Annotated in this window: 21 protein-coding genes and 2 pseudogenes; 10 read left to right on the top strand and 13 right to left on the bottom strand. The window is 64.1% G+C overall.

Going from position 1 to position 26,073, the window contains the following annotated elements; all coding sequences use genetic code 11:
- Positions 1-9: 9 nt before the first annotated feature.
- On the bottom strand, positions 10-843 hold the full coding sequence (locus I6F33_RS18735) for a universal stress protein (RefSeq protein WP_036004402.1): 834 nt from the start codon (positions 841-843) through the stop codon (positions 10-12).
- Positions 844-1,061: 218 nt separating this feature from the next.
- On the opposite strand from I6F33_RS18735, the gene fixL reads away from it, so the two are divergent.
- The 4 genes from fixL (at position 1,062) to I6F33_RS18715 (ending at position 4,461) form a co-directional block, all read left to right on the top strand.
- Complete coding sequence (fixL, locus tag I6F33_RS18730; RefSeq protein WP_225143669.1) at positions 1,062-2,579, top strand: sensor protein FixL; 1,518 nt, start codon at positions 1,062-1,064, stop codon at positions 2,577-2,579.
- A 3-nt stretch (positions 2,580-2,582) separates the two neighbouring features.
- Positions 2,583-3,200: a response regulator FixJ gene (gene fixJ / locus I6F33_RS18725; RefSeq protein ID WP_225112679.1), complete on the top strand. Its 618-nt coding sequence runs from the start codon at positions 2,583-2,585 to the stop codon at positions 3,198-3,200.
- 43 nt (positions 3,201-3,243) lie between these two features.
- Complete coding sequence (locus I6F33_RS18720) at positions 3,244-3,660, top strand: response regulator transcription factor (RefSeq protein ID WP_225143668.1); 417 nt, start codon at positions 3,244-3,246, stop codon at positions 3,658-3,660.
- 102 nt (positions 3,661-3,762) lie between these two features.
- Positions 3,763-4,461, top strand: a complete 699-nt coding sequence (locus I6F33_RS18715; RefSeq protein ID WP_036004466.1) for a helix-turn-helix domain-containing protein — start codon at positions 3,763-3,765, stop codon at positions 4,459-4,461.
- 43 nt (positions 4,462-4,504) lie between these two features.
- On the opposite strand, the gene I6F33_RS18710 is transcribed toward I6F33_RS18715, so the two are convergent.
- From I6F33_RS18710 to I6F33_RS18695, 4 genes are read right to left on the bottom strand one after another with little or no spacing between them, the layout of a single operon-like run.
- Positions 4,505-5,818, bottom strand: a complete 1,314-nt coding sequence (locus tag I6F33_RS18710) for an MFS transporter (RefSeq protein WP_109144569.1) — start codon at positions 5,816-5,818, stop codon at positions 4,505-4,507.
- A 23-nt stretch (positions 5,819-5,841) separates the two neighbouring features.
- Positions 5,842-6,363 (bottom strand): PRC-barrel domain-containing protein, encoded by a 522-nt coding sequence (locus I6F33_RS18705; protein WP_225143666.1) that lies wholly within the window; start codon positions 6,361-6,363, stop codon positions 5,842-5,844.
- Between the two features lie 18 nt (positions 6,364-6,381).
- Entirely contained in the window at positions 6,382-8,586 is a 2,205-nt protein-coding gene (locus I6F33_RS18700; RefSeq protein WP_036004384.1) for an amylo-alpha-1,6-glucosidase, read from the bottom strand.
- Between the two features lie 58 nt (positions 8,587-8,644).
- A complete protein-coding gene (locus I6F33_RS18695) occupies positions 8,645-10,408 on the bottom strand; it encodes an ABC transporter ATP-binding protein (RefSeq protein ID WP_036004382.1) in 1,764 nt (587 codons plus the stop codon).
- 274 nt (positions 10,409-10,682) lie between these two features.
- Here I6F33_RS18695 and I6F33_RS18690 point away from each other — a divergent pair, with 274 nt between their 5' ends.
- On the top strand, positions 10,683-11,753 hold the full coding sequence (locus I6F33_RS18690; protein WP_225143665.1) for a glycosyltransferase family 4 protein: 1,071 nt from the start codon (positions 10,683-10,685) through the stop codon (positions 11,751-11,753).
- Between the two features lie 241 nt (positions 11,754-11,994).
- Here the strand turns inward: I6F33_RS18690 and I6F33_RS38495 are convergent, their stop codons facing one another.
- The 3 genes and pseudogenes from I6F33_RS38495 to I6F33_RS18675 all read right to left on the bottom strand — a co-directional run bounded on the left by I6F33_RS38495 (position 11,995) and on the right by I6F33_RS18675 (position 15,005).
- Entirely contained in the window at positions 11,995-13,275 is a 1,281-nt protein-coding gene (locus I6F33_RS38495; protein WP_036004463.1) for a TRAP transporter large permease, read from the bottom strand.
- Between the two features lie 219 nt (positions 13,276-13,494).
- Positions 13,495-13,971, bottom strand: a pseudogene (locus I6F33_RS38490) (TRAP transporter small permease); the annotation flags it as partial.
- 263 nt (positions 13,972-14,234) lie between these two features.
- Entirely contained in the window at positions 14,235-15,005 is a 771-nt protein-coding gene (locus tag I6F33_RS18675) for a methyltransferase domain-containing protein (RefSeq protein WP_225143664.1), read from the bottom strand.
- 162 nt (positions 15,006-15,167) lie between these two features.
- On the opposite strand from I6F33_RS18675, the pseudogene I6F33_RS18670 reads away from it, so the two are divergent.
- A pseudogene (locus tag I6F33_RS18670) lies at positions 15,168-15,320 on the top strand (SDR family NAD(P)-dependent oxidoreductase); the annotation flags it as partial.
- Between the two features lie 280 nt (positions 15,321-15,600).
- On the opposite strand, the gene I6F33_RS18665 reads toward I6F33_RS18670, so the two are convergent.
- From I6F33_RS18665 to I6F33_RS18650, 4 genes are all read right to left on the bottom strand, one after another.
- The gene (locus I6F33_RS18665) at positions 15,601-16,218 is read right to left on the bottom strand and encodes a hypothetical protein (RefSeq protein ID WP_225127477.1); all 618 of its coding nucleotides are present in this window, start codon (positions 16,216-16,218) and stop codon (positions 15,601-15,603) included.
- 24 nt (positions 16,219-16,242) lie between these two features.
- Positions 16,243-16,872: a hypothetical protein gene (locus I6F33_RS18660; RefSeq protein WP_074447514.1), complete on the bottom strand. Its 630-nt coding sequence runs from the start codon at positions 16,870-16,872 to the stop codon at positions 16,243-16,245.
- Positions 16,869-17,912, bottom strand: coding sequence for a TAXI family TRAP transporter solute-binding subunit (locus I6F33_RS18655; RefSeq protein ID WP_157783996.1), 1,044 nt, complete (start codon positions 17,910-17,912; stop codon positions 16,869-16,871). Before I6F33_RS18655 ends, I6F33_RS18660 begins: the two co-directional genes overlap by 4 nt.
- A gap of 62 nt (positions 17,913-17,974) precedes the next feature.
- Entirely contained in the window at positions 17,975-19,594 is a 1,620-nt protein-coding gene (locus I6F33_RS18650) for a hypothetical protein (protein ID WP_225143662.1), read from the bottom strand.
- Positions 19,595-20,996: 1,402 nt separating this feature from the next.
- Here I6F33_RS18650 and I6F33_RS18645 point away from each other — a divergent pair.
- The 4 genes from I6F33_RS18645 to I6F33_RS18630 all read left to right on the top strand — a co-directional run bounded on the left by I6F33_RS18645 (position 20,997) and on the right by I6F33_RS18630 (position 24,435).
- Positions 20,997-21,341 carry a hypothetical protein gene (locus I6F33_RS18645; RefSeq protein ID WP_225143661.1) on the top strand — a complete coding sequence of 115 codons (345 nt, stop codon included), beginning with the start codon at positions 20,997-20,999 and terminating at the stop codon, positions 21,339-21,341.
- 441 nt (positions 21,342-21,782) lie between these two features.
- Entirely contained in the window at positions 21,783-23,522 is a 1,740-nt protein-coding gene (locus tag I6F33_RS18640; RefSeq protein WP_225127480.1) for a sulfate permease, read from the top strand.
- Between the two features lie 191 nt (positions 23,523-23,713).
- Positions 23,714-24,145, top strand: a complete 432-nt coding sequence (locus I6F33_RS18635) for a pyridoxamine 5'-phosphate oxidase family protein (RefSeq protein ID WP_109144574.1) — start codon at positions 23,714-23,716, stop codon at positions 24,143-24,145.
- 14 nt (positions 24,146-24,159) lie between these two features.
- Complete coding sequence (locus tag I6F33_RS18630) at positions 24,160-24,435, top strand: hypothetical protein (protein ID WP_225127481.1); 276 nt, start codon at positions 24,160-24,162, stop codon at positions 24,433-24,435.
- Positions 24,436-24,592: 157 nt separating this feature from the next.
- Here I6F33_RS18630 and cax read toward each other — a convergent pair whose 3' ends face one another.
- Positions 24,593-25,696, bottom strand: a complete 1,104-nt coding sequence (gene cax, locus I6F33_RS18625) for a calcium/proton exchanger (RefSeq protein WP_225127482.1) — start codon at positions 25,694-25,696, stop codon at positions 24,593-24,595.
- Positions 25,697-26,073 lie beyond the last annotated feature (377 nt).

The following is a 26,073-nucleotide window of genomic DNA, read 5'->3' as shown; positions in this document are numbered from 1 at the left end:
GGCCGATGGTCAGTGCGAGAGCAGCACGCTGCGGACGGTTTGCGTCACCAGATATTGGGTGACGCCTCCTAGGATCAGTTCGCGAAATCTCGAATGACCATAGGCGCCCGCGACGATCAGGCCCGCGCCGGTGTCGCCGGCGACTTTCTCCAACCGCGCAGCAGGGGTTTCGTTTCCTGCGGCCTCGAGGACCCGCGCAGTCGCGGTGATCCCGTGGCGGCCGAGCCAGGCGGCAACGTCGCTGACACCGGCCATCACGGCCGAACGTTCGTCGCCCCGCTCCGGGATTTCCACGATGGTGACGTCCTTCGCCTTGTGCAGCATCGGCAGCGCGCCCGCCACCGCCCGCCGCGCTTCCGGCGTGTCCTTCCACGCCACCAGCACGCTGCGCAGGTCGAGCCAGTTGGCCCGGTCGGGAACGACGAGCAGCGGGCGGCCGGTCTGCATCACCAGGTCCTTGGGACTCGCCAGCGAGAAAGCATCGGAGAAGGCCGGGCTCTGCCCGCCGCTGACGACGATGTCGGCGCAACGCGCCTGCGCCGTGACGAAGCGGGCCGGATAATCCATCGCGCTGCGCCACTCCGCATGCCCACCGCGATTCTTCACGGCGGCGCGGAATTGCGCTTCGAGCCCGGCCAGCCGCCGCTTGATCGAAGCTTCGCCCTCGTCGATCAGCGCTTGCGCCTCTGCGCCGTCGGTGAAATAGAGCGGCGGGACGAACTGCGCCGCAGCGACCCCGACGATGGCCGCCTCGAATCGTTCGGCGAGCTCGCCTGCGACCTGAAGACGCGCTTCGTTGGGCTGATCGAGCGCCAGGCTGACCATGACGGTGGCGTATGTCATCGGGGATCTCCAGCATTACAGAATTTTTTGAATCCTAGACCTGCTGCCGCGCAACAGGCTGAGCTAGATCAAATCCGACGCCTCTGGTGGTCCGCTCTCCCGGCGATGGGGAATCCGCCAGTGGATTCAACGTCCGCGCTTGCCTCCGGCCAAGCCTTGGGCGACATTGCCGAAGCGGTAACGGCATCCTGCCGACCCGCCGAGAAGAGGAGCAGAGCTTGGCGCCGACCCACGTGACCCATCCGGCAGACGATGGTCGGGGCGAGCATTTCCGAGTCCGCATCGAGGGATTCGGGGTCGGCACCTGGGATCTCGACCTGCAGACTCGCGAACTCGACTGGTCGGACACGGCCAGGCGGCTGTTCGGCCTGCAGCCGGACCAGGCCGTCAGCTACGATCTCTTTCTTTCCCTGTTGGAGCCGGGCGATCGGGACCACCTCCTGAAGGCGATCGGGCGCACGTCGGAAGGCGGCGGGGGTCTCGACCTGTCCTTCAAGGTCCGCGGCGCAGCCGGAAACGGTCAATGGATCCGGGTCAGGGCCGGTGTGATCCGGGACGATGCGGGCACGCCGCGTCACCTCAGCGGGATATTCCTCGACATCAACGAGGAGAAGCAGCTCGAGGAGGCCCTGCGGTCCCAGGAGAATCATCTTCGCTCGATTCTCGAAACCGTGCCCGATGCCATGATTGTCATCGATTCACGCGGCATCATGCAGCTCTTCAGCAGCGCCGCGGAGCGGCTGTTCGGCTACACCAGGCAGGAGGCGATCGGCCGGAACGTGAGCATTCTCATGCCGGAACCCGATCAGTCGCGTCACGACAGCTATCTCACGCGCTATCTCAGGACCAATGATCCGCACATCATCGGCATCGGCCGGATCGTGACGGGCAAACGCCGCGACGGCACGACCTTCCCGATGCACCTGTCCGTCGGGAAGACGCAACGCGCGGGCGAGCCCCATTTCACCGGCTTCGTGCGCGATCTCACCGAGCACCAGCAGACCCAGGCGCGGCTCCAGGAGCTGCAATCCGAGCTCGTGCACGTGTCGCGGCTGACCGCGATGGGCGAGATGGCTTCCGCGCTCGCCCACGAGCTCAACCAGCCGCTGGCGGCGATCAGCAATTACATGAAGGGATCGCGGCGCCTCCTCGCCGGCAGCACCGATCCCAACATGCCGAAGGTGGAAAGCGCGCTGGACCGCGCGGCGGAACAGGCGTTGCGCGCCGGCCAGATCATCCGCCGCCTGCGCGACTTCGTCTCCCGCGGCGAATCCGAGAAGCGGGTCGAGAGCCTGTCCAAGCTGATCGAGGAAGCCGGCGCGCTCGGGCTCGCCGGCGCGCGCGAGCAGAACGTGCAGCTCCGCTTCAGCCTCGATCCCGACGCCGACCTCGTTCTCGCCGACCGGGTGCAGATTCAGCAGGTGCTGGTCAACCTGTTCCGCAACGCGCTCGAGGCGATGGCGCAGTCGCAGCGGCGCGAGCTCGTCGTCGCCAACACCCGTGTCGCCGACGGCATGATCGAGGTGGAGGTCTCCGACACCGGCATCGGCTTCCGGGAAGACATCATTCCAAACCTGTTCCAGACCTTCTTCACCACCAAGGACACCGGCATGGGCGTGGGACTCTCCATCAGCCGCTCGATCATCGAGGCCCATGGCGGCCGCATGTGGGCCGAGAGCAACGCAGCGGGCGGAGCGACGTTCCGCTTCACCCTGCCGGCAACCGACGAGAGCTGATCCATGACGACCAAGGGAAATGTTTACGTCATCGACGACGACGCGGCGATGCGGGACTCGCTGAACTTCCTGCTGGATTCCGCCGGCTTCGCCGTCACTTTGTTCGACGACGCGCTCGCCTTTCTCGAAGCCCTGCCCGGCCTCGGTTTCGGCTGCATCGTCTCCGACGTGCGCATGCCCGGCCTCGACGGCATCGAGCTCTTGAAGCGGATGAAGGCGCAGCAAAGCCCGTTCCCGATCGTGATCATGACCGGTCACGGCGACGTGCCGCTGGCGGTCGAGGCGATGAAGCTCGGGGCGGTCGACTTCCTGGAAAAGCCATTCGATGACGACCGTCTCACCGCCATGATCGAGTCGGCGCTCCGCCAGGCGGAGCCCGCCGCCAAGAACGAGGCCGTCGCACAGGATATCGCTGCCCGCGTCGCATCCTTGAGCCCGCGGGAGCGCCAGGTCATGGAGGGGCTGGTCGCGGGCCTCTCCAACAAGCTGATCGCCCGCGAATACGACATCAGCCCGCGGACCATCGAAGTCTACCGGGCCAACGTCATGACCAAGATGCAGGCGAGCAGCCTTTCGGAACTGGTTCGCCTCGCGATGCGCGCCGGCATGCTCAACGATTGAGGCAGGTCAAGGCGACTTCACGGCGCAGTGCTAACCAGAGAGCATGGTTGAGGTCAGCCCACATCGTGCGCGGCCGTCGTCCTCCCCACAACCCACCGTCTATGTGGTCGACGATGATGCCGCAGTCCTGGGATCCCTGCGTTTTCTGCTGGAGACCGATGGCTTCGCTGTGCGGACCTTCAGGAGCGGCACGGCGCTGCTCAATCTCGGCGCCGCGCCCGGGCCGGACTGCTACGTCATCGACTACAAGATGCCCGACATCAACGGCATCGATTTGACCGGCCGGCTGCGCAAATCCCACCGCGACGCACCCGTGATCCTGATCACCGGCTACCCCGACGGGAACATCTCGGCGCGGGCCGCGATGGCGGGCATCAAGGACGTGGTTTTGAAGCCGCTTCTGGATGAAAACCTCGTCAAGTGCATCCGCCACGCCATCCAGGACCGCCCCGGAGCGTGACCTAGGGACTCTACGTAGGTAAACATCCCTAAGATAACGCGCGAAATTTCCGGATTGCGTGTTTCATCGTAGCAGTGCTCCATCACAACGGAGATGGCGCAGATGCTGACCCAGACGCTCAACACCCAGGCGATCAACACCCAAATCGGTGGCAAGATTGCTCCTGCCCACCCCGTTACCGACCAGTTCGGCGCGATCGCGGGCCATGTCGGCCTGGTCGCCACCGAGTTCTCCTACGGCAAGGACGAGGAGATCTATGGCGAGGAGGAGGCGGCCGAATATGTCTATCAGGTCGTGACCGGCGCAGTGCGCAGCTACAAGCTTCTCTCCGACGGCCGCCGCCAGATCGGCGCCTTCCATCTTCCCGGCGACGTGTTCGGCCTCGAATCCGGTCCCACTCACCGCCTCGCCGCTGAAGCCATCATCGATACCACCGTTCGCCTCGTGAAGCGCGCCAGCCTGGAAAAGGCCGCCGGCACCGACGTGCAGGTCGCCCGCAAGCTCTGGGCCATGACCGCCGGCGAGCTGCGCCATGCCGAGGACCACATGCTGCTGCTGGGCCGCAAGACTGCGATGGAGCGTGTTGCGACCTTCCTGCTCGAAATGGACCGCCGCCTCGCCGTCGCCGGCATGATGGCACTGCCGATGTGCCGCCGCGACATCGGCGACTATCTCGGCCTCACCTTGGAGACCGTGTCGCGCGCGCTGTCGCAGCTTCACGCTCAGGGCATTCTCGGTTTCTCCGGTGCCCGCCAGATCGTGCTGCGCAACCGCCAGCGTCTGCACAATCTCGACGCCTGATCCTCCATCTTCCTCCCGACCCACTTTCGCCGGCTGAATACGTTCAGCCGGCCACTTCTTTGGTGGCGGTCAGACCCGTGCGCCGCGTCTCCGGCATCACAAAGAAGATCAGCAGGAGCCCCGCTGCGGCAACGCCGGACAGCCCGATGAATGCGGTGGCATTGCCGAACTTGTCGCTGACATAGCCGCCAAGCACCGTGCTCAGCGACGCGCCGATGCCCGTTGCGGTGCCGACGATCCCCTGCGCCAGGTTGAAATGCCCGCTGCCGAACGCGACGTCGGCGACGATCAGCGGGATCATCACCGCGAAGACCGCCGCGGTGATGCCGTCGAACACCTGCACCAGCACCAACAGATACGGATCGCGCACGGTCGCAAACAACAGGCCGCGAATCGCCAGAGCCCCGAATCCGATCAGCAGCAGCGGCCGCCGGCCCCACGCTTGCGCCTTGCGCCCCACCGTCGGCGACAGCAGCGCCACGATCGCTTGCGGAACGACGATGCAAAAGGCGACGAGCACGGTCGCCCATTGGCTCGATCGCGCCGTCACCGCGCTCGCCATCAGCGGCATCATCGCGGCGTTCGCGAGCTGCAGCAGCAGCACGCTGAGCGCGAACACGATGAGCGGGCGCTGCCGGATCAGGTGCCAGATATTGGGATCGCCGCGGTCGGCGGCTTCAGGCGGCAGCTCGCCGTGACAGCGCCTGATGTCGACCTCGTTCTCGCGGATGCGCGACAGAGCGATCAGGGTTGGAATCACGAGCAGGAAGGTGACCAGGAAGACCGAGCGGCTCGATAACAGGTAGCCCGCGGTGCCCATCACCGCCGCCGCGACGCCGTTGCCGAGCGAGGCGAAGCGCGCGTTGCGCCCGAGCCGCTCGCCGATCGCGAGCGGGCCGACGAGGCCGAGGCTGATCGCGGCGATCGCCGGCCCGAGCACGCAGCTCGCCATCGCATGCAGCGTGGCGGCGGTCACCACGACGGCGAAGATCGGCATCGCCGCATAGGCCAGCGCGCAGGCGCCGATGGTCGCGATCGCGAGGGCGGCGACGAGGCGCTCCGATTTCGCGGCATCGATGATCGCGCCGCCCGGCATCTGGCCGATCAGGGCGACGATGCCGCCGATCGACAGCACGAACCCGATCTCGACCTGGGTCCATTTCTGCGTCGTCAGATAGACCGCGATGAAGGGACCGAATCCGGTCTGCACGTCGGCGAGGAAGAAGATGAACCAGTCGAGGCCGCGGAGGCTCTGCCGCGACGGGGCCGGAATGCCCGCAGCCGCCGGCTCCGCGACGTTGTCCTGCTCGACGACGCCGCCGCGATCTGCATGGTTCGGCTTCCTCGATAACAGCACGGGCGGTCAGCCCTCCCTGCACCTCACTGGATCACTTGCAGCGGCTGAAGGCTGCCGGACGCGCCGAGCACGACGATCGGCGTGTCCTCCTTGTATTCCGGTGCGGCCGCGACCTGCGCCTTGGTCAATTCCAGCGTGATGCTGTCCTTCTTGTTGGCGATCTTGCCGAAGCGCAGCGCGTTCCAGTCGACGACGATCTTGCGGCTGCCGACGCCGAGGAAGCCGCCGAAATCGATCGCCGCAGCGCGGACATGACCGGTGCGATCGACGATGACGTCGACGATGCGACCCATGTCCTCGCCGGCGGCGCTGCGAACGTCGCGGCCGAGAACGCCGTGGGCCTCGCTCGCGCCGATGATGGTCACCGATGGCGGTGGCGCGGCGTCCTTGGGCGTGACGGGCACCGTGGAAGCCGGCGGTTGCACATTTGCCGGTGCCTTTGCCTCGCTCGGGGATGCAGGCGGCTCCTCGGCCGCGCGCGATCCGGCGACCGTCAAGCCCGCGACGATCGACACGCCCAAGATCAACCTTCCGATCGCACGCATGACCTCCTCCTCGCGCCTCTAGCGCGCCAGCACGATCGAGACCTGGATCTGACCGCGCGTGCGCAACACTTCCAGCGCCACGTCGTCGCCGTGACGGCTGACGCGAAGATCGACGCTGGATTCGCCAAGGCGCAGATCGCGCAGGATCACCTCGTTGAGGAACGCCGGCAGATGCGGGTTGCGCAGGCGAATCTCGCCGCGCGCGACGTCGAACTCGAGGCCGAGCGCCGCCTCCAGCAACGTGAACGGCGTCGCGCTGGCCCAGGCCTGCGGCGCGCAGGCGACCGGGTACAGCGTCGGCCCGCGCCGCTTCTCGCGCCGGAAGCCGCAGAACAATTCGGGCAGCCGGCGCAAATCCATGTAGGTCGCGGCGTCGAACAGCCCCTTGAAGACATGCGCCACCGAATGCTTGAGGCCGTAGCGCGCCAGCCCCAGCGCGATCAGCGCGTTGTCGTGCGGCCAGATCGATCCGTCATGGTAGGACATCGGGTTGTAGCGCACCTCGCCTTGCGCGACGGTGCGGATGCCCCAGCCCGAGAAGAAATGCGGCCGCATCAGATCGGCGGCGACGAGACGCGCGCGGTCCTCGCGGACCATGCCGCTGAACAGGATCTGCCCGGCATTCGAGGTCCTGACCTTGCAGGGCCGCTTCTTGCCGTCGAGCGCGAGCGCATAGGTGCCGAGCTCCTCGCACCAGAACGCCTGCTCGAAGCGCTCGGCGAGCGCCCTGGCTTCGGCCTCGAGCTTGCGCACGCGGTCCGGCTTGCCGAGCCGCAGCGCGCAACGCGCCGCGAGCTGCTTGGCGGCAAAGACGTAGCCCTGGACCTCCGCGAGCGCGATATTGCCCTCGGCAAGCCGGCCGTCGGCATGGAAGATCGCGTCATAGGAATCCTTCCAGCCCTGGTTCGCCAGCCCTTTCTCGGTCGCGCGCTGGTACTCGACGAAGCCGTCCTGATCGGGATCGCCCGGACCGTCGATCCAGGCGAGCCCCGCCTCGATCGCGGGCCACAGCTCGATCAACGTGGCTTCGTCGCCGGTGCGCTCGAAATAGCTGCCTGCGAGCAGCACGAACAGCGCGGTCGAATCGACGCTGCCGTAGTAATGCGCGAACGGGACTTCCCCGAGCGCCGCCATCTCGCCGCCGCGCATCTCGTGCAGGATCTTGCCGGGCGCGGCGTCCGCGAGCGGATCGACCGCCGCGGCCTGGAAATGCGCGAGCCGGCGCAGGACGCCCTTGGCAATGCGCGGATCGACCCAGAGCATCTGCAGCGCGGTGATGAGGCCGTCGCGCCCGAACGTCGTCGAGTACCAGGGAATGCCGGCATAGGGATAGCGTCCCTGCGGCGTCTCGGTCATCAGCATGTTGAGGTCGGCCATGGCCTGGCACAGCACCTCGTTGAAGATGTTGTTGGAGGTCTCGATGCTGGCCGCGCCCATGGTCGACTGCCGCATCTCGCGGCGGTGCGCCAGCAGACCCGGGAAGAACCGCACCGGCTTCTCCGTCAGCGGCCGGTTGCAGGACACGGCCACGAACAGCGATTTGGCCTGGTGCGGCTCAAGGTCGAGTTCCCAGGTCGCAGCGTTGACCGAGAGCCGCGTCGGACGCGGATCGAAATGCAGGCCGGTGGTCCGCTCGGCGTCGTCAAGGCCGCGATACTCGAACAGGACGTCGGTCGGCCCGAGCAGCCGGCCGGTTCCGACGCCGCGGCGCGGCCGCCGCTCGCCGCGAACCTCGAACAGATCGGCGAAGTCGTTGCCGAACAGCAGCGTCAGCTCGAAGCTGGTGCGCCGGTCGCCATGGTTCTGCACGCCGATGCGCTGGTAGGCGGTGCCGCGCCACAGGAAGATGGTGCGCACGACGTGCAACAGGTCCTTTTGCAGAACGAGGTTGCCCTGCCGGTAGATGTCCGGATTGGTGAGATCGACGGTCAACGCCGAATTGTCGTCGCGCAGATTCGAGCCGAGCAGCAGCGGCTGGAGGTCGTCGAGCACGAGCTCCAGCCGCGCAAGATAGCGCGTGTCGTGATGGAACAGTCCGTCCGGCCCGCCAGCGGACGCGCCGATGTCGCCGTGGCTGTCGAGCACGATGAAGGTGTCGTCGTGCTTGAGCGAACGCCGCGGCCGGGCCGAGGGCCCGGTCATCGGAATGTAGAAGGGCTGTTCCGCGACCTGTTCCGGGGTCCGCGTCACGGAGACGAACTGGGTTACGGCTTCTGCCGACATGAGCTGCTCCCCTGCGCTTGATTCGAAACGCGACCGACTCGAGAACGCGACTGTTGGTTTACGCGGCGGCTTGCGCGAGCCGGCTCATTTCCTGCGTGACCAGCTCACGATACGGCCCGTGACCCTGCATCAGGCGCTCGGGCGAGCCGTCCTCGATGATCTTACCATTCCTCAACACCACGACACGATCGAAATTGCGCAGCGTCGCAAGGCGATGGGCGATCGCGATCACGGTGCGGCCGCGCATCAGGCGGGACAGCGCCTCGCGGATCGCCTCCTCGGATTCGCTGTCGAGCGCGGCGGTCGCCTCGTCCAGCAGCAGGATCGGCGCGTCCTTCAGGAAGGCGCGCGCGATCGCGATGCGCTGGCGCTGGCCGCCCGACATCTTGACGCCGCGGTCGCCGACCATGGTGTCGAGGCCCTCGGGCAGGCTCTCGACGAAGTCGCAGCGCGCTGCGATCGCCGCGCGCAGCACCTCGTCGTCGGTCGCGTTCGGCCGACCATAACGGATGTTCTCGCGAATCGAGCGATGAAACAAGGAAATGTCCTGCGGCACGACGGAAATCGCCTCGCGCAGGCTCAGCTGCGTCACCTTCGAGATGTCCTGGCCGTCAATGGTGATATTGCCCTCGTCGACGTCGTAGAAGCGCTGCAGCAGCGTGAACAGCGTCGACTTGCCGCCGCCGGACTGGCCGACCAGTCCGACGCGCTGGCCGGGCTGGAGGCGCAGGCTGAAGCGCTCGAAGATCTTGTCGCTGCCGGGATAGCCGAAGGTGACGTTGTTGTACGCGATGGCCGCGCCGCTTTTGACCAGGGGCTCGGCCTCGGGATGATCGCGGAGCTCGTGCGGCACCAGCAGCGTGGCGATCGCCTCTGTCAGACGCGCGACGTGCTGGGTGACGTCGACCAGCGCCACCGCGAGATCGCGCGTCGCGCTCAGGATCGAGATGCCGAGCGTACAGACCAGCACGACGTCGCCGGTCGTCGCTTGGCCCTTCTGCCAGAGCGAGATCGCCCAGGCCATCAGCGCAATGGTCAGAAGCACGGTGATGACGGCATGCAACAGCCGCAGCTTCTCCAGATAACGCAGGCTGCGGCTGCGCGCGGTCAGCTCCTGGTTCACGGTCGCGTCGAACCGCTCATGCTCGTGGCTGATGCCGCAGAAGGCGCGCACCAGCGGCATGTTGCTGATGACGTCGATCATCTCGCCGTCGACCAATGCGGCCTTGTCGGCGAAATCGTCATGCAGCGGCTTGCCGGCCGCGGCCAGACGAAACATCGCAACCACCATGCCGCCCGCGATCGCGATCAGGCCGAGCGCCATGTAGGGACTGACGGTTCCAATCAGGATGATTGCCGCAATTGTGGCAATGCACGGCGGCAACACATTCCAGACGAACATGTTCTCGACGGTGAACACCGCGTTCGAGGTCGCGGTGATGCGGCTCGTCAGCATGCCGGGCATCCGGTCCGAGAAGTAGCTCGGGGCGTGCCCGGTCAGATGACGAAATATGTCACGCCGTAAATCGCCGGTGACCCGGACGAAGGTGAAGCTCGCCGTCCAGCTTGCGATCCGCCACAGGAAGTTGTCGGCGGCAATCAGTGACATGAGCAGAATGAATGCCAGCCATACGCCACCGCCATACGAGGGACCGGCCGACAAGGCGTCAACCAGAGCTTTGACGCCATACTGGGTGCCTACGGAGCAGGCAACGGCCCCCACGACCGCGGTCAGGATCACCAAATGCGATGCGAGACGACGCCGGAGATAGCGCAGGACAAAGGCAAATGGCCTACGCGCGTACCCAGAAAGCTGATCCATATGGCTGTCGCCCCGTTATGCTGATTTTTCGTTTCGTTACTGGTCGAGTGAACATCGACCGCTTCGCCTCGGTTCCCGGGCAATCCCATCACGACATGCGGATGCGGACGATGTGCGAAGATGTAGTGGCAGCATCGCGACGCTCCGCCGACGTGTCGAATATGTAACGTTCGGGGGAAGGAACTTCGCAGGTGCGGGAACGTTCCCTCGTCTGGCATTGCCGGTGCCGTTAAGGCGGGGGTTTCAACTTCATGATCGCAGAGGAGATGGTGAGATGCGCATCGCGCAGGTAGCTCCGTTGACGGAGGCTGTTCCACCCAAGCTGTATGGCGGCACCGAGCGGGTGGTGCATTGGTTGACGGAAGAGCTGGTGGCCCTGGGCCATGACGTGACGCTTTTCGCCAGCGGCGACTCGCGGACATCGGCCAAGCTCGATGCATTATGGCCGCGGGCGCTTCGGCTCGACGGTTCCGTGCGCGATCCCAACGCGCTGCACATGGTGCTACTGGAGCGGGTGCGGCAAAAATGTGACGACGAGGAGTTCGATTTCCTCCACTTCCATCTCGACTATTATCCCTGGTCGTTGTTCCACCGCCAGCCGACCCCGTTCGTGACGACGTTGCACGGCCGGCTCGATCTTCCCGAGCATCAGCCGGTCTTCAACACCTTCACCAAGATGCCGGTCATCTCGATCTCCAATGCGCAGCGGCGGCCGGTGCCGCAGGCGAACTGGGTGACGACGATCCACCACGGCCTGCCGGAGAAGCTGCTGACGCCGAAGCCGGCGAAACAGGAATACCTCGCCGTGCTCGGCCGCATCGCGCCCGAGAAGGGCGTCGATCGCGCCATCAAGATCGCGACCCATTGCGGCATCCCGCTCAAGATCGCCGCCAAGGTCGACCGTGCCGACCAGGATTATTATGACGAGCTGATCCGGCCGATGATCGAGAACAATCCGTTGATCGATTTCATCGGCGAGATCGGCGATCACGAGAAATCGGATTTCCTGAGCGGCGCCCTCGGCCTCTTGCTGCCGATCGACTGGCCGGAGCCGTTCGGCCTCGTCATGATCGAGGCCATGGCGTGCGGAACACCGGTGGTCGCCTTCAACCGCGGCTCGGTGCCGGAGATCATCGACGAGGGCCTCACCGGCTTCATCGTCGAGGACGTCATCAGCGCCGCGGGCGTGGTGAACCGGCTTCCGCAACTCGACCGCGCCGCGATCCGCAAGCAGTTCGAAACGCGCTTCACTGCGCGGCGCATGGCCCTGGACTACCTCGCCGCATATCGCAGCCTGACCGAGGCGCAGGCACCGCGGATCAAGCTGGTGAGCAGCGCGGAGTAGGAAGGCAACTTAGGCGCAAACCTCATGGCCGGGCCAGTACCGGCCATGATTTGCGTAAGCGCCCGGCCCTATCAATTCGTCATTGCGAGCGCAGCGAAGCAATCCAGGATCTTTCCGCGGAGGGACTCTGGATTGCTTCGCTGCGCTCGCAATGACGGAGGACTTGGCGACGGCCTCCTACCCGACCCTCACCCGCTTCGGCTCGGCGATCTCGAACATCCTTCCTACGCCGCTCACCCCGCTACATCCCCAATAGCCGCGGCAGCCACAGCGACAGGCCCGGCCAATAGGTCACCACCACGAGGAAGCCCAGCATCGTCAGCAGCCACGGCCACACTGCGACCGTGAGCTCGGTGATCCCCATCTTGGCGATGCCCGAGGCGACGTAGAGATTGAGGCCGACCGGCGGATGGCACAGGCCGACCTCCATGTTGACCGTCATCAGGATGCCGAAATGGATCGGGTCGATGCCGAGCTTGACCGCGACCGGAAACAGGATCGGGGCCATGATCAGGATGATCGAGGACGGCTCCATCACATTGCCTGCGAGCAGCAGCAGGATGTTGACGAGCAGCAGGAAACCGATCCAGCCCAGGCCCTGGTCGATCATCCATTGCGCCAGCGCCTGCGGCACGTTCTCGTAGGTCATCAGGAACGAGAACAGCACGGCATTGGTGATGATGTAGAGCAGCATCGCCGAAAGGTTGGCCGACGACAGCAGCACGCGCGGCACGTCGCGCAGCTTCAGGTCCTTGTATATGAACACCGCGACGATGAAGGCGTAGACCGCGCTGACGGCGGCAGCTTCAGTCGGCGTGAACAGGCCGCTGTAGATGCCGCCGATCACGATCACGATCAGGAGGATGCCCCAGATCGACTTGCGGAACGCATCGAGACGCTCCATGAAGGTCGCCTTCGGCATCCGCGGATAGTCGTTGCGCCAGGCGCGATAGAACGTCGTCATGCCGAGCAGCGTGGCGAGCGCAAGCCCCGGCACGATGCCGGCGATGAAGAGCTTGCCCACCGAGCTGTTGGTGGAGACGGCGTAGAGCACCATCGGGATCGATGGCGGAATCAGAATGCCGAGCGAGCCCGACGTCGTGATCACGCCGGCGCCGAATCGTTTCGGAAAGCCTTGCGCGACCATCGCGGGCAGGATCACTGAGCCGATCGCCACCACGGTCGCCGGCGAGGAGCCGGAGATCGCGGCGAACAGCGCGCAGGCGACCACGCCCGACAGCGCGAGCCCGCCATACCAATGGCCGACCAGCGAGGTTGCGAAGGTGATCATCCGCCGCGCCACACCGCCATGGGTCAGGAAGTTGCCGGCGAGGATAAAGAACGGGATCGCCATGATCTCGAAATTCTCGATGCCGGTGAACAGCTTCAGCGCCACCGATTCGGTTCGCACGTCGGTCAGCGTGAACATGAAGCTGAGCACGGTCAGACCCAGCGCAATCGAGATCGGCATGCCGGTCAGCATCAGCGAGATCAGCAGCGCGAACACGATGAAGACGCGCAGGCCCTGCGGCAAGGTGATGACATGGGCCGCATGCGCGAAGCACAGCGCGACGATCAGGACCGGCAGCAGCATCAGGATCCAGCCGAGCGGGCTGCGCTCGTCCCGGACCACCTGGGTGGGCGTGACCGGCGCAGGATGCACCGGATCCGCCTCGACGCCCTCGACGCCCGCCATATCATGATGCGGCAGCTCGCCGGTGCGGTAGAACGACCAGGCGACCTGCAGGAAGCGGAAGCACATCAGGCCGGAGCCGATCGGAATGGTGAGATACACCACCCACATCGGCGCCTCGAGGTCGTTGGACTGTTGGCCGCTGTGCCACATGTGGCTGACGAAGGCGGCTCCGAAATAGCCCACGATGGCCGTGAACAGCGCGCCGCACAGGAGGCCGAAGGTGATGATGCGGCGGCGCGAGCCGCCCGGCAGGATGTTGACCAGCACGTCGACGCCGACATGGATGCCGGTCCGCACGCCGTAGGCGGCGCCGAACTTCGCCATCCAGATGAACATGTAGATGCAGAGCTCCTGCGCCCATGACAAATCGAGGGCGGCAAGCCAGGCGAACGTCGCGCGCGCGGGCACGGCGAGGACGGTGAGGTTGCGGGCTTCCGCCCATTTGGCGAGGTCGATCGACAGCCCGGCGCCGTAACGGTGCACCACCGCGACGAAGATGAGCGACGTCGCAGCCGCGATCATCGTCGCGATCAGCCATTCCTCGAGATGATCGAGAAAACGATTCAGCACACGCAGCAACTTGGTCCCCCCGGATTGGATCATTCAAGCGCAACGGCCGGGAGCGCAATTGCCCCCGACCGTTGGTATTGTTGTTATTGGGCCGCAGCCGTCGGTAACAACGAGAGCTAAGCGCTGCCAAGCTAACGTGATGACCGCCGGATGCGCAAGCCGGCATCCGCGCGTGTCCAAGGCAACGCGTGCTATGCCGCGTTGCGGCAGCGCCATCAGCCTTTCCGTTGCGCGACCATGAAGAGGCGCCGGAACGGGAACAGCGTCTGCCCCGCCGCATTCTTCGGATAGGCGCTCGCGACGCGCATCCCGTAGGCGGCTTCGAATGCGGCCTTCTCCTCGCCTTGGAGCACGTCGAGATAGCGCGTCAGCCAGGTGCCCTTGGTCCATTCCTTCACGGGATTGTCGCCTTCGAGCACCTGCAGGTATTCGGTCTCCCAGATGTCGATGTTGGCCGACATCGGCGCGAGCAGATCGTGATAGAAGGCCGGCCCTTCCACCGGCGGCCGGGTGACGAGATGCTCCACCTTGGACCGCCATGGGCCGTCGAGCGCAGTCTCGCCGATCAGCACATGCGAAGGCGCGAGGAAATTGCGCGGCATCTGCACCGCGAGCATGCCCCCGGGCGTCACCTTCTCCATCAGCGAGGGAAACAGTGCCGCATGATTGGGCAACCAATGCAGTGCGGCATTGGAATAGATCAAGTCGTACTGCCCAGCGGGACTCCAATGGCCGAGATCCTCATGTGACCATTCCACGTCAGGCGCGGCCTTGCGTCCTGCCGCGACCATCTCCGCCGAGCCCTCGACCCCGGTCACGCGTGCCTCCGGCCAGCGCTCCGTGATCAATTTGGTGACGTTGCCGGCGCCGGCGCCGAGATCGGCGATCGCGCGTGGGGCAAAATCGGGAATCCGCATCAACAGGTCGACGGCGGGCCGGAGCCGATGGCCGGAGAACTTCAGATATTGCTGCGGATCCCAGACCATCCTTCGACGCCTTTGTTCTTCGTATTTCCCTCGCCAAGGCTCTTGTCCTTCGGCAAGCCTCTTGGTTACCACTGCTCGTCCCGGTCGGGCAATTCGCAAGCCCGCGGGACAGAGCGGCAAACGAACAACAAAAAGCAGGCAGGACCAAGGGAGCGTGCGACCATGGACCTCGGGCTCAAATCGAAAACCGCTGTCATCACCGGCGCGAGCATCGGCATCGGCCGCGCCATCGCCAGGGGCCTCGCCGCCGAAGGCGTGCGCGTCATCGGCGTGGCGCGCCGTACCGATCTCCTCGCCGAGCTGGTGAAGGAGATTGCTACAAGGCAAGTGCACTCCCTCTCCCGCTTGTGAGAGAGGGCTGGGGAATGTTTCCGCAATGGGATAGCCCCGAGAGGAGAAAGCCCTGACCCGCGCCGGAGCCTGTCGTCGGGCGCGCCGTGGGCGCGAGCCGGTGGCGTGACCTCTCCCGCATCCGCCTTCGCCAAGGCTTCGGCTGACAAGAGCGGGAGAGGTTGCACCGAGCCCGTGGCAATCGATTCAACCTAAAGCCATTCCGCTCTAACTGCGCATCCGACAGCCTCATTGTCGCCGGACCTCACGGTTTGACGTAGCTCCAGCCCTGTTCCTGCAGCTCCATGACGCGGACGACACCCGATTTGACCACCGTCGCCTGCGGAATCAGATTGATGTCCTTGTTCTCCGCCTTCCGCATATTTTCCTGGGTGTTGCCGCAGGCTTTGAAGGAGATTTCGGGATTGCTCATCGCGAGCACCTCGATGCGTGGCTTTACCGGCGAGGTATCATCGCGCAGCATATGAAGACCGGGACCAAAGGTGACAATCTCGATTGAGACTGGTTCACCGAGATCGCGGTAATATTGCGCGACATTGGTGGCATTGTTGAGCGTGAGGCTCATCATCGCAGGTTCGTTGGAATTGACCTGCAATATCAGCTGGTGCGGCTTTTTGACGATCTCGGGTTTTGTCGCCTGAGCCATCGCCGCCCGTGTCGCAGCGGTTTGCTTGCTCGTGTGAGTCTGCCCCGGCTTGCTCACGTGCATCCGTCTAGTCGGTTGCTTCGGATCGCGTGCTTGATTCTTCTCGCTCATCTGCGGGATCAACTGGTTGTCCTGTTGCGCCTGCGCGCTTGGTTCGACCAGAAGCACCATCGCCAGGCCGCCGATGATTGCTATCGTCAACTTCGGATTGATCATCTCGTGTCTCCCGTTCCTTGACCATCACCTTCCCGGTCTGGCGACGCTATGTGGCCATTTGCATGCAGCCGCCATTCTCTTGCGCACGTTCTCGAATCCGCTGAGCAGGAACTGTCCGTCTTGCACCTGACCAGTGCGGGCGAAAAGGCGCACGACGATGTGACCCTCGTCGGGTAGCGCGTTCAGCAACTTTACGACGTCGCCCCCGAAAGCGACGCCGGAGCCGAATGACGGCGACGCCGCCGCGAGTTGCATCGGCGTGTCCGCATTCAGCCGAAAGGAGATGACGTATTCGTTGGCGCTCCGTGACAGCGCCGGTCCGGCGACCGTGACTTCCGTTCGGCCTTTGCGGCAGTGGATTGCGAGTTGCATCGTGGCTCCATCCGAGCCGCCAACCGAAAAGGTGGTGGCGGTGACGACGGGTGAATAGTCGACCGGCGAGGTGGTCTCGCTGATCAGCCAGCCGCCGTCTGACGCCCGCCGCCCGGGCGGCGGAATCTTACGTGACAGTTCTTGCAGGCATTCCAGCCGGCCCCGCCCTTCCATCGCCGAACAAGCCCGAAGTGATTCGACGGCATCGCCCGTGTCTTGCGCGTAAGCGATTCCGCAGGCTACGTTCAAGGCGACGGCGAACGGAGGAACGGCACTCTTCATGGCCTCGCCTGTACGCTGCGTGCCTTGCGATCCAGCCATTCCTGCGCAGCCGGGAAGCGGGTGAGCCCGGGGACGGACGCCGCGAGATTGATGGACTGCCATTTCGGATCGAAGCCTGGTGCCTGCAGGCGGTCAATCCGCGAGAACAGGTACTCGACGAGGCGCGCCACGCGTTGATAGCGGTTTGAGCGTGGCGGCCAGTTGAATGCAACGAGAGCCGTCGGCACGGCAAGAGTCGCAACCCGCTCACCCTGTTTGATCAGATTGGGATACTCGTTGGCGTTCAAGGTCGCCGGCAGATAATAGTCCTCGAACTTCCTGTCGTAATGGACCGGCAGGAACTTGAATCCAGCTTCCCAGCGGCCTCGCACGAAGGCGTCCACGGGCTTCGACGTGATGAACACGACGGCCGACATCTCCCCCTTGCGCATCTGTTCCAGGGCAAGCTGATGCGGAATGAACGTCTTGTCGACGTCGATGCCGAGGCGGCTGAAGATCAGCGGACCGGAATAGGCGGCTGCGGTGCCCTGAGTATTGAAGTTCACCTTCTTGCCGGCAAGGTCCTGCAGGCTCGTGATCTCCGGCCGCACGAAGATGTGCAACTCGGACGGAAACAGATTGAGCAGATAAGTGATGCGGCTTTGGATCTGCGGAACCTGAAGCTTGTACTCCTCGAGCGCGTCGGAATTGATGATCGCGGTATCGACACCACGCAGATAGAGCAGCGCATTCAGATTGTCGGTGGCGCCCCGGGTGACGATCGGCAGGAGATGCAGCTCTGCTCCGTCGTCGACGACACGGGCCATTTCTGCCGCGAGGCGGATCGGCGCGCCCTCGAGCAGGCCGCCGGCGAGCCCGACGGTCCAGGCGTTCATCCGGCCCTTTTCGCTCTCCTGAGGGAGCGGCCGTCGGAGCATTTGTGCATCGGCCTTGGCGGATCTTGCGGTTTGTGCTTCCAGGCAAGTCGTTTGAAGCAGCACGGCAATCGGCACCAGCGCGGCGAGCACGAGCGACGAGAGCGACCTTGGCAGCTTGTTCATGTCGTTCCTTTCCGGATTGCCCACCCTCACCACTCTTCCCGGCATGAATGCAAAGCCCACTCTCAGTGATGCAATGCATCCAGTCGTTCCTTGGCTCCGCGAATGCCGCTCCTCTGTGCCTTCGCGTAGAGCTCGCGCGCCTTGGCCGCCTCGCCGCGCGTTCCATAGGCACCCCAAGCCGACAGAACCGCCGGATCATATGTCTCCGCGAGCATGAAGGTCGCCTGCGCACTGTTCTTCTCAGCCGCAAGCTCGAGCACAATCCGCGCTGCACCGATATTGCCCTGATCGAGCAACGCTCTGGCACGCGGGATCAATCGGGCCTCCACCTCGTCCTGGCCTGGATTCGTCGGCGGCTCCGTTGCGGTCACGTTCTGCGCCGTCGACAAGGTCGGGCCGCCGTTTCTTTGCGCCGCCGGGGCGTGCTGATCGATAAGGCGCGATACCGAGGCGATCTCGCTCTCCCTGGCTTCAGTCCTGCTCCGCTCCCGCTCCAGCGACTGTCGCAGTTCGGCGATCTCCCGGTTCGCTGCCTGTCTCTGCTGCGAGGCTGCATCGTTCGCCTCGCGCAGATGCCCGTTCAGCGATTCGATGACGCCGCGCGTTTGCGCAAGCTTGCTCTCCAGCGCGGCAGCATGAGCCTGGGCCTCTTCGAGGGCACGGCGTTGTTGCTCGGCGTTCGCCGTTGCCGACCGCGCGGCGTCCTCTTGTTGCGCGAGGGCTGCGTTCCTTTCGCGCTCCTGCTGCAAGGACTGCCGCAATTCCGCGATCTCCCCGCCCACCGCCTCGCTTTGCTCCGCCGTCGCACCGTCGGCCGTAGCCGATCCGCCAGTCATGCCGGCAAGCTCGCTCGCGAGGGCGGCGGCGCGTGACTGCGCCTCGTAGCGTTCTTGCTCAGCGCTTGCCGCTATCGCCTGCGCGGCGCTCACTCGCTTCGCCAGGACGGCGCTCTTTTCCCGCTCCTGCTGCAGGGACTGCCGCAGTTCAGCGATCTCCCACGCCGCCGCATCCCTCTGCTGTGCGGCCACCTCGTCCGCCTCGCGCGCCTGCGCGATACGAGCCTCTACTTCGCGGCGGGTTCCGGCAAGTTCGTCCGCGAAGGCGGCGCTGCGGGCTCGCTCAATTTGAAGAGACTGCCGCAGCTCCTCCGTGGCAGTTTCCGCTGCATGCGTGCGCTGGACCGCCTCTTCGAGCTCCCTGCGCGCGCCGGCCAGTTCACCGGAGAGCGCGTCACTGCGCCCGTCGGCGTCGAGCCGTGGTGGCGGGCCCGCCGCGCTTGCGGAGACCGCCTGAATCGGGGCCTCGGACATTTCGCTCTGAAGGAGTGCTGGCGATCCGGTCGCGAAGTCAGGCCGCTGGTCGAGGCCGGCGGCGCTCCCGCCGTCGATTCGAGTTGTTTCGGCAGTCGGTTGTGCGTTGAACGGGTCGAAAGCACCGAGCAGGGTCACCCCAGCGAAGATAAGGGCGACCAGAACGACAGCTGCAAGGAGCGAACTACCCGTCTCCTCCGGATCGATATCCTCGGTCTCACCCCACCAATGGGTCCGTGAAGAGCGGAGCGCTGAGCCGTCCTTTGCGCCCCATCTGCCCGTCTCGGGCGACCCGTGACCGAGCTCCTCCGCCGCATCTTCTATTCGGGTGCTTTCTCGGTCCCTGGGTGCAGTATCGATTGATTGGCGCATGCATCACGCCTCTCTCAAGAGCAACTCCAATGGAGCGATCGCCCAGCCTGTTCGCATGGTTTCGGCACCCGATCAGAACACGCGTAGATAATGTGTTGCGGCGCGGCGACACGCCCAAATTAAATATAGCAATTAACTCAAATACATATAATTTTGACTATATTCAAAAGTCAAATTAAATATGCTCGTCGGATGCCGTTAAACAGCTCATACATCGCATGGAATATAGGGCTGGCGCCCCGAATCTGCGTATCTGACCATGTTCTCGTCGCGTCTAGGCATGGAGGAATGACCATGCGCATTGCATTGCCGTATTTGGGAATTGGCGTCTGTTTGTCTGTTGCCAGCTGGTTGGTGCTCGGGCTTGTGCTCTAGCAGCGGTTTTCCGTAAGAACTCGGAATCGAACTGGGGTGGTCGCGCAAAATCACCGATCCAACGGCGCTTTGATCTTTGGCATGTTCCGATCGCGGTCGGCGACGTCCCTGCCGCGCGTGTCAATCAAATTTCATGAACCTTTGCTATGGTCATCAACACTCATAGGTTTAAGTCCATTCTGTTTCTTGGCCCAGCTGTTCATTTCCTGACAGTCATAGTTTAGGGCGCGTCATGAGTACTCGTGGTCAGTGCGACCGTATTGCGATTCTGCGTCAACGTGTTTTGTCGCTCAGCTCTCAACTGACGGAGCTTCAGAACCTTCGTACCCGCCTGGAAAAGGCTGAGGAACGACGAATCCGCAAACGTTCAAAAGTTACTGGTAGCTTGGCGATGCGGCGCCGATCTTGGCAGTAGGCGAGTCGACAGCCCAAGCCCGCGTTGGGAGCGCCTCAAATTTCGAGGATCGTAACTCCCGGATGCGGGTCCTTCACTTGCCTCATCGCGCCCATGCCCGTTACACACCCAGGCGTGTCCCTTCAGTTGTTCTCGTGCCACCACAGCTGGCTCGAGATCGCCGAAACGGCCCGGCTTGACCGCATGAGTGCGTGCGCTCGTAGTGTTTTGGGCCTCGCGGGTGCGATACATCACGGGAGCGGTGATCCCGGTGGATGGGGGGCTTGCGGCGGTATCAGTTCTAGGAATTCATGCGATGCGTTCGACATTGAAGAGCGTGAGGGTTGGGGTCGGCCTCTTGATGCTCGTTGCCGCAGTTCACTTGACCTCCGCCGCGTTTGGCGAGGACAAGCAGAGCGCCGGCAGTCGAGATGACGCCGCTGCGTTCGATCCCATTCGGTTTGGAGGCAGAACGGATTTCCAGGTCTCAGCCCTCGCCGAAGTCCCGCGGCAGGTGGCGCGCGCGGCACAACGCGAAAACTGCGACGTCGAAAAAGGCATGAAACAGATTCCGCTTCGCTTCTTGGTCGAGAGAGAGAGCGCCGTCTCGTCCTCGTTTATTGTCAGTGGATCTTGGGAAGTCATCTCGTCTTCGACCTCAGGGACGCGCGCCACCCGAAGCTCGTCGTGTTTCCATTCCTCGCACAGAACACCGGGTTCGGCACCACGCCGCGGCCGGGCCTCATCACCTGGCGAAAGGAGGCCGGTGAGTTCGAGGCTGAGACCGGAACAGACATGTGTCCGAGCTCTCGCCTTCGTCACGTCTACCGCCTTGGAAGGACCGAAGGCTTTACCAGTGGCACCAGCAGCTTCGTGCTCGTCCGCGTGGATGTCACGGCGCGCGGCTGTGGGGGTGACCAGCCGTGGTCGACGGTGTGGCAAGCACCGAACTGGCCGGAGTCGATGATCGTGCGGTGAGGACGAACGTGAGGGATGGCCAGGTTATCGCACATGACTTGGCCGGTGCGCACGCCTCGTCCTTCGAGACGGCGCTTACGCGCCTCCTCAGGATGAGGCTAATCGGCGTCAGTGTCTTCCGAGACTGCAGCCACACACGCCCTGCTCAGGAGCCCGCCTGAGCGGGCGTCGCGAAGGATGGCACAGAAAAAGGCTCTCGGCCCTTCGGTGGATGGCGGGTTGCGGTATCAGGTCTAGGAGCGAAGGCTCTCGTCTCAAGGATTGCTGCGCCGCGGAATAGTCGGGGTTACGGCAACGTTGATTTGCGTCAAGCGAGTGGTCGAGTCGTTGCGAGATCGTCGCGCGCTATCGGCGAGCCGACACGTGACTGCAGATATCCGTGTTGATCGTCTGTTGACCGGCGATCGCTTTGCATGGCGACCGGCCTTTGGAGTGCGCGCGGTGAACGTTTGGACGCGTTGGGTGCCCGGGATCGATACGCTTCGGTACTACGAAGCGGCCTGGCTTCGGCATGATGTCTTCGCAGGTCTCGTGCTGGCGACCATGCTTGTCCCGGTCGGAATTGCCTATGCCGTGGCGTCCGGTCTGCCGGGCATCCACGGCCTCTACGCGACCATCGTCCCGCTTCTGGCCTACGCGATGTTCGGTCCGAGCCGCATCATCGTGCTCGGACCGGACTCGGCGCTGGCAGCTGTCATCCTCGGCGTCATCGTCCCCCTGTCCGGCGGCGATCCGGTCCGCGCCGCAATGCTTGCCGCCATGATGGCGCTCGTTTCGGGAACGGTGCTCATTGTGGCCGGCATCGCACGGTTAGGGTTCGTGACGGAGCTGCTGTCCAAGCCGATACGGTACGGCTACATGAACGGGATCGCGCTGACCGTTTTGATCAGCCAGTTGCCAAAGCTGCTCGGCTTCTCGATCGAAAGCGAAGGACCGCTGAGAGACCTATGGGCGATCGCCGTTGGGATCGGTGATGGCAAGATCAATTGGGCCGCATTCGCAGTCGGATTTGGTACGTTGATCGTCATACTGCTGCTCAAGGACAGCAAGCGACTGCCGGGAATCCTGATTGCCGTCGTCGGAGCGACCCTTGTCGTCTCACTCCTTGATCTGGGAACTGGTTATGGTGTGAAAGTCTTGGGGCCACTTCCACAAGGTCTGCCGGCCTTCTCCATTCCCAGGATCGGCTATGGCGATCTGATCCCCGTGCTGGCCGGCGGCTGCGCCATCGCTCTGGTCTCGTTCGCCGATACCAGCGTGTTGTCGCGAACCTATGCTGCTCGTCTGGGCGACAAGGTCGATCCGAACCAAGAGATGGTGGGCCTCGGCGCGGCCAATTTGGCGACCGGCTTTTTCCAAGGCTTCCCGATCAGCAGCAGTTCCTCGCGCACGCCCGTTGCCGAAGCCGCCGGCGCCCGCACCCAGCTCACATGTGTCGTCGGCGCGTTTGCGATCGCGTTCCTTCTGTTGGCTGCGCCAAACCTGTTGCAGCACCTGCCGAATGCCGCATTGGCCGCCGTGGTGATCGCAGCCGCAATCGGCCTGATCGAGATCAGTGATCTCAAACGAATCTACCGGATCCAGCGCTGGGAATTCTGGTTGACCGTGCTGTGCTTCGTGGGCGTAGCCGTGCTCGGCGCAATTCCCGGAATCGGCCTCGCCATCGCGGTCGCCATTGCCGAGTTTCTGTGGGACGGCTGGCGTCCGCACTCCGCAATTCTCGGGCGGGCGCAGGGCGTCAAGGGCTATCACGACATCACGAGATATCCCGATGCCCGCCTGATACCCGGACTGGTGCTGTTCCGCTGGGACGCGCCGCTGTTCTTCGCCAATGCCGAGTTCTTCAAGGAACGTATTCTGGCCGCGGTCGAGCAATCGCCGACACCCGTGCGCTGGCTGGTCGTCGCCGCCGAACCGGTCACGAGCGTCGACGTCACCGCCTGCGACACAATTGCCGAACTGGACGAGGCGCTCCACGTCAGGAGCATCGAACTTTGCTTTGCCGAGCTGAAGGATCCCGTGAAGGACAAGCTGAAGCGGTTCGGGTTGTATGCGCAGGTCGGCGAAGCCCAGTTCTTTCCGACCATCGGCTCGGCCGTCTCGAGCTACCTCCACATCAACAATGTCGAATGGGAGGACTGGGAGGATCAGGTCGAGGTCGGTCGTCACGTCGGGTCTTGACGAGCCGGCCAGCGCGACAACCAGCGCAGGGCCGCACCTGCGGCCATTTTCGGCGAGCATGGCGGCCAACCGCCAGACCGCCGCCGGCAATAAGCGAGTCATTGCTGAACCGCGGGCGCGCACTTCGTGCCCGGCTTCGGGGAACATGGGCCCAATCCAATCGTTGCCTCCGCTCCACTGGAGGAAAGTTCATGCCCAAGAAATCGCTCGCCGAAATCTCAAAGGAAATGGCCGGCATCGACATCGCCATTCTCTCGACGCACACCGAGAACGGCGAGATTGCCAACCGTCCGATGAGCAACAACGGCGACGTCGCCTACGACGGCACCTCGTACTACTTCACCTACGAACAGGCGCGAACGGTGTCGGACATCCAACGAAATCCCAAGGTAGCGCTCGGATTCTCATCGGAGGCGGGCCTATTCTCGAAGGGAATCTACCTCGCGGTCGAAGGGACTGCCGAGCTGATCCGCGACAAGGCCGCCTTCCAACAGCATTGGACCAGCGACCTCGACAAGTGGTTCGAAAACGGAATCGATACGCCGGGCATCGTCCTGATCAAGGTCAAAGCCAAGCGCATCACTTATTGGACGGGCCGCGAAGAGGGTGAGGTCGTGATCTGACTGAGGCGGTGATCGTGCGCCGATTCCTCGATTGGTTCTTCAGGAGCCGCGAAACCGGTGCCATCACCATCGCGCAATGGCCCAACCTCATTCTATGGATCGTGATCGTCGCGGGCCTTCTGCTTTGGATCTGGCCTTCCGCGGGAAGAGCCAGCGTCGCCCTGACAATCGTCTTTAAAAGCGGACTAGTGATTTGGGGCGCCGATGAGATTATCCGCGGCGTGAATCCCTGGCGGCGCTGCCTCGGCGCTGCGGTCGTCGTCTACGAGCTCAGCACGTTTGTGCCGTAAGGTGGGTTCGACGAAGCACGCCTAACCTTCGCGGTTTGCTGATCCCTGCGCATCGCGCCGCCATGCACCCGAGCTGACGCCGACGATCGCGGCCTGGAGCCGACATTTTCTCGTACGACCAATAGCCTGCCGGAGCGAGATCGAGGGGCACCGAACTTCACCCCTGCCCCGCCGGCGGGACCACGTACAGCGTCAGCGCGAACACGGAATAGATGAAGATCAGCAGGGCGCCGACGAACCAGGCCGAGCGCCCGCTGGCCGTGATGAAGGCCGACGTCACCGTCGCGATCATCATCATGGTGACCGCGCCCGGCCAGAACTGCAGGTCCATCGGCTTCGGCCCCACGACATAGCTGAGCAGCACCAAAGCGGGTGCGACGAACAACGCGATCTGCGAGGCGCTGCCGAGCGCAATGCTGACGGCCATGTCGAGCCGGTCCTTGCGTGCCGCGGCGAAGGCCACCGCGAATTCCGCGGCGGCGCCGACCAGCGAGACGACGATGAAGCCGACGAAGGCCGGGCTCATTCCGAAGGTTTCCGCCGCCTTCTGCACCGATTCCACGAAGATCTCGCTGACCAGCGCGACCAGCACGGTGACGACCAGCAGCGTGCCGACGGCCGTTCCGATCGGCCAGTGCGCCTCCTTGTCGTCGTCGCCGTGACCGGCGCTTGCGAACAATTCCTTGTGCGTTCGAAGCGAGAACAACAGGCCGAGCCCGTAAGCTGTGATGAGCAGGACCGAAATGCCGAGGCTGAGCTTGTTGAGGATGCCCCCGCCCTGCGGCAGGTGGTCGAGATCGGCGACCGCCGAAGGCGCAAGCAGCGCGACGGTCGCCATCAGCAACAGGCCGGACGAGAGCCGCGCACCGGCGCGGTTATATTCCTGCACATGATAGCGCAGGCCGCCCAGCAACAGGCAGGCGCCCAGCATGAACACCGCGTTGGTGACGATCGCGCCCGCGATCGAGGCCTTCACCAGCATGTACTGGCCGGCGCGCAGCGCCGTGATGGCGATGATCAGCTCGGTCAGATTGCCGAGCGTTGCATTGAGCAATCCGCCCACGGCATCGCCAGTCTTGGCGGCGACCGCCTCGGTGGCGTGGCTGAGCAGCGCCGCCAGCGGAACGATGGCCAGCACCGCGAGCACGAACAGCAGCGTGTGGGAATGCGGCGCCACCGCCTCGGCCACCAGCACGATGGGCACGAAGGCCAGCATCCAGAGCAAAGGGGTATTCCGGATTTCCCTGAGCAGAATCTGCATGTAGCCGCCCTTCCATCGATGCGCTGATGGAAAGTTCGGGCGGCCGCGCAGGTCGAGTGTTGATCTGTCTCAACGTCGGCGTGGTGGAGGCGGCGCGCGCAGGACGCGCATGCGGCCTGCTCCCGGCCGATCGCCGGCACGCTGGCATCCTGCTAGTGTTTTGCCCGACGGGTCAACTTGATTGCGGCTGCGACCGCCGTTTTCGACACGGCAGGAAAATGCCTTGTCGATCAAAGGGCCTCCTACTGTGCATGGGGTTGTTTTTCGACTCTTTTCATTTGGCCCTGCGCTCGCAGCGCAGCCGCATCGCCTGACCTTCGCGCATACACAGCATGCAAGCTTGCGCCTGTGGAAGCCGGCGCCTCCGTAGTACATGC

It is taken from the genome of Bradyrhizobium sp. BRP20, assembly GCF_020194215.1.
Classification (GTDB): Bacteria; Pseudomonadota; Alphaproteobacteria; order Rhizobiales; family Xanthobacteraceae; genus Bradyrhizobium; species Bradyrhizobium yuanmingense.
Note: the sequence above shows the minus strand (reverse complement) of the source record. Positions and strands in the feature narration are given on the sequence as shown.

What these genes read in the sequence shown, in the direction of transcription:
- I6F33_RS18690 (WP_225143665.1), top strand. Translation starts at nt 10,683, where the DNA reads ATGCGCATCGCGCAGGTAGCTCCGTTGACGGAGGCTGTTCCACCCAAG.
- I6F33_RS18715 (WP_036004466.1), top strand. Translation starts at nt 3,763, where the DNA reads ATGCTGACCCAGACGCTCAACACCCAGGCGATCAACACCCAAATCGGT.
- I6F33_RS18660 (WP_074447514.1), bottom strand. Translation starts at nt 16,872, where the DNA reads ATGAAGAGTGCCGTTCCTCCGTTCGCCGTCGCCTTGAACGTAGCCTGC.
- I6F33_RS18655 (WP_157783996.1), bottom strand. Translation starts at nt 17,912, where the DNA reads ATGAACAAGCTGCCAAGGTCGCTCTCGTCGCTCGTGCTCGCCGCGCTG.
- I6F33_RS18705 (WP_225143666.1), bottom strand. Translation starts at nt 6,363, where the DNA reads ATGCGTGCGATCGGAAGGTTGATCTTGGGCGTGTCGATCGTCGCGGGC.
- I6F33_RS18665 (WP_225127477.1), bottom strand. Translation starts at nt 16,218, where the DNA reads ATGATCAATCCGAAGTTGACGATAGCAATCATCGGCGGCCTGGCGATG.
- I6F33_RS18735 (WP_036004402.1), bottom strand. Translation starts at nt 843, where the DNA reads ATGACATACGCCACCGTCATGGTCAGCCTGGCGCTCGATCAGCCCAAC.
- I6F33_RS18675 (WP_225143664.1), bottom strand. Translation starts at nt 15,005, where the DNA reads ATGGTCTGGGATCCGCAGCAATATCTGAAGTTCTCCGGCCATCGGCTC.
- I6F33_RS18695 (WP_036004382.1), bottom strand. Translation starts at nt 10,408, where the DNA reads ATGGATCAGCTTTCTGGGTACGCGCGTAGGCCATTTGCCTTTGTCCTG.
- I6F33_RS18700 (WP_036004384.1), bottom strand. Translation starts at nt 8,586, where the DNA reads ATGTCGGCAGAAGCCGTAACCCAGTTCGTCTCCGTGACGCGGACCCCG.
- cax (WP_225127482.1), bottom strand. Translation starts at nt 25,696, where the DNA reads ATGCAGATTCTGCTCAGGGAAATCCGGAATACCCCTTTGCTCTGGATG.
- I6F33_RS18635 (WP_109144574.1), top strand. Translation starts at nt 23,714, where the DNA reads ATGCCCAAGAAATCGCTCGCCGAAATCTCAAAGGAAATGGCCGGCATC.
- fixJ (WP_225112679.1), top strand. Translation starts at nt 2,583, where the DNA reads ATGACGACCAAGGGAAATGTTTACGTCATCGACGACGACGCGGCGATG.
- I6F33_RS18720 (WP_225143668.1), top strand. Translation starts at nt 3,244, where the DNA reads ATGGTTGAGGTCAGCCCACATCGTGCGCGGCCGTCGTCCTCCCCACAA.
- I6F33_RS18650 (WP_225143662.1), bottom strand. Translation starts at nt 19,594, where the DNA reads ATGCGCCAATCAATCGATACTGCACCCAGGGACCGAGAAAGCACCCGA.